2 protein-coding genes and 1 pseudogene are annotated in these 2964 nt (G+C 50.2%); all 3 read right to left on the bottom strand.

The features are described 5' to 3' along the window. A pseudogene (locus tag ACZM8Y_RS17985) lies at positions 1-1160 on the bottom strand (hypothetical protein); the annotation flags it as partial. Positions 1161-1189: 29 nt separating this feature from the next. Continuing rightward, positions 1190-2095 (bottom strand): glycosyltransferase family 2 protein, encoded by a 906-nt coding sequence (locus ACZM8Y_RS17990; protein WP_479859567.1) that lies wholly within the window; start codon positions 2093-2095, stop codon positions 1190-1192. An 11-nt stretch (positions 2096-2106) separates the two neighbouring features. After that, on the bottom strand, positions 2107-2964 hold an 858-nt coding region (locus ACZM8Y_RS17995; RefSeq protein ID WP_489501995.1), incomplete at its 5' end, for a polysaccharide biosynthesis/export family protein.

Genomic DNA, 2964 nt, shown 5'->3' on the forward strand with positions numbered 1-2964 from the left:
GCATGCCGCATGAAAGACATGCTGCGAAAGAGCGAGCCCGCTTCGCAGCTGGCGTCATCGTCCATGAACAGGCAGTGGGTGTATGTCTCTCCCTCCTGATAGTGGATAAGGCTGCGCATAAAGCCGCCCGTCCCGCCGAGGTTTTTGTTTGGAATCAAGTGTGCGGCGGGGACATCTTCAGGGGCAAGGGTTTGCCCGTTGTCGACCACGGTTATGTCGATGAGGTCGTGATAGAGGGGATGCGCGGCAATGGCCTTGCCCAGCCGGGCCACGGACGCCTTGACAGCCTCCTCGCGGCGGAAGGTGGTGATGCCGATGCCAAGGCGCACGGGCTGGGTTTCAGGGGCATCCGTCAGGTATCCTCCGCCGTACAGGACGCACTCCCGTTCGGCATGAATGCACAGGCCGATGATGCCGGTATCGGGATAAGTGCCGAGCGGCAATTCCAGTGTGGCCCGTTGGTCGGCTTTCACTTTCCATGAAGTGAGAACTCTTTTCCCCGCTTCGCAGATATGGATAACCTCGGCCCGCGCTTCGCCTGCAAAATCGAGGTACATCGACAGATGATCTACATTGGTATAGCTTTGCCACTTTACGGCGCTGAAGGCATTGAAGTAGGTCAGTAAGTCTACGGAAGAATTTTTCTTCAGGTGAACGCATTTGTCCTCGAAGGAATAGTAGGCGCGTTCTCCGGCAAACCGGTAGTATAGTGGTTCTTCACAACATAATTCATATGTGGGGGACAGAAAATCATAGAGTACATGTTCAGGGCGGATCTCTTTTTCGGCGGCAACAGGAGTGCCGTCAAAGACAGCACTTTCTTCCAGCGCATACAGGCTGATCTCAAGTGTGCCGGACTGAACTCTGCTCAGGTCTATTTCGAATATATTCTTGCTTGGCCTGCGGGCCTCGACCGTTTTTTCTCCACACCAGACAAAGGATTTTCCCTTAGCGCTGACACCGGCTTTGAGCAAAAGTTTGCCGACAAAATGTAAAGATAGAGAAAAGCAATCGCCATAATATTTTTTCAGAAAAGCAACATCCAGGGGGGAGAACTGGATTCGATCCCACCGAAACCATTTTCCCTCCTCAATGTAGAGTTCATCACCTATCAGGCAGGGTTCAGGAGACAATCTGTCCACAAACTGAAAAATGTCCATAAAGTTACTCCATCCATGCAAATGAAAGATCATACCAAGGCATATTGTATTTTTTGTTTTATTGTCGGGATATTAGTGCTGAGATATATTTTTCCTTTGTTCAAGCGTTTAAAGTTCCGTATAAGTTTATCTTTGTTTTCAGAAGATACTTTTTTTATGAGGCTATTCATCTGAATAAATACTTTATATAGAAAGAAATCGTAATCTATAAAACCATTGCTTGATAGCCAGTCTGCTTCTATATTCCATGCATTAATAACAAAATCTATTTTATCATTTACAAATTTTGTTGACTGCATATTATGCATCGTATATGTGTATTTTATATCATTTATTATATATATTGAAGGGTTAGAATAAAATAGAGAAACCATGAACATGGCGTCTTGAAACGATGCGCTTGGGGTTTCACAAAAAAATACAGATTTTTGTAAGATAAAACTTTTTCGGTATATGCCATTAAAAACAGAAGGGTGAGAGCGCCAGAATCTTTTCAAGGCGAATTTGTCAAGAATCCTTCCTGTAAAATCTTGTTCCCAGTGATACAGAATGCGGGATGTGCCATTTTCATGGCGATATATTCCATTGTATCTAATAATATCAGCCTGTATGTAGTGCTCGGCAATTTGGCGAAGGTTAGAATAGAAATCATGGGTGATATGGTCATCCGGCTCAAAAATAGCAAAAAAATCTCCAGCAGCTTGCCTGATTCCGAAGTTGCAGGCATGGCCATATCCTTTATTTTCTGTGGTGAATATATGAAAGCGGGCATCTCCCGCGCACATTTCCTGCATCAATGAAAGCGTGGAATCCGTGGAACCGTCATTGACAAGAAGAAATTCTAAATTCGGTTCATCTTGAGCCTTCAGACAGGAAATTGTCCGTGCAATAAAGTTTTCCATATTGTAGATGGGGACGATGACGGAAATTTTCATATTCTGTTTCCTCACAGCCCCACGGCGACCTTGACGGCCACGGCCATCTGGTAGAGCACCTGGGTCACGTCCTTGACCAGCTGCAGGTTTTTGGAATCAAACTTGGGCATGACCAGGATGCGGTCGCCGGGTTCGATGGGTTGTCCCTTGGCGTGGGCGACTTCCCCGTTCAGGCCGACAATCAGTATATTGTCCGTATCCGCGCGATCGGACAGGCCGCCCGCGCCGCTGAGGTAGCCTTTCAGGGAGAGGCCCTTTTCCCAGGTCACGGCGGTGGGGATGAGCACTTCGCCGGAGACGTGGACCACGTCCGTTTTCCTGGGGATGATGATCTCGTCGCCTTCTTCCAGCAGCACGTCGGAAATCCTGCCGCCGCGGGAGACCACCAGCACGCCGTCCGGCTCCAGTTTTGAGGCCCGCTGCACGAAGTTCTGGATCAGCTCGGCTTCCTTCACCCGGATGCCGGCCTCGTCCACGGAAGCGGAGGTGGCGGTCAACGCGCTCTGTTCCAGGCGGCGCAGGGCATCCGTGAGGATGACTTTCTGCTCGGCGGCTACGCTCCTGCGGCGGATGTAGATGGACTTGATGTCCGCAAGCTCCGGTTCCACCGCGATATATTCCAGCAGCGTCTTCAGCCTGGTTTGTTTGAGCACCGGGAAACGCGAAGCGCCGTGGATGGCCCCGGAAGCGGCCACCATAATGGTCCTGCCCCGCGTGTCGGCCACAAACTCCACGCGGTCGCCGTCCGCAAGCTGAAGGCTGCGAAAGTCATGCAGGGTCACATAGACGTTGAACGGTTCGCCGTTGCGCATGCCGCCCACGCTGACGTGGGAAACGCCGTTCATGGGCAGGGCGTAGTTCAGCAGGTC

The sequence above is a fragment of the Bilophila sp. genome (assembly GCF_057864385.1).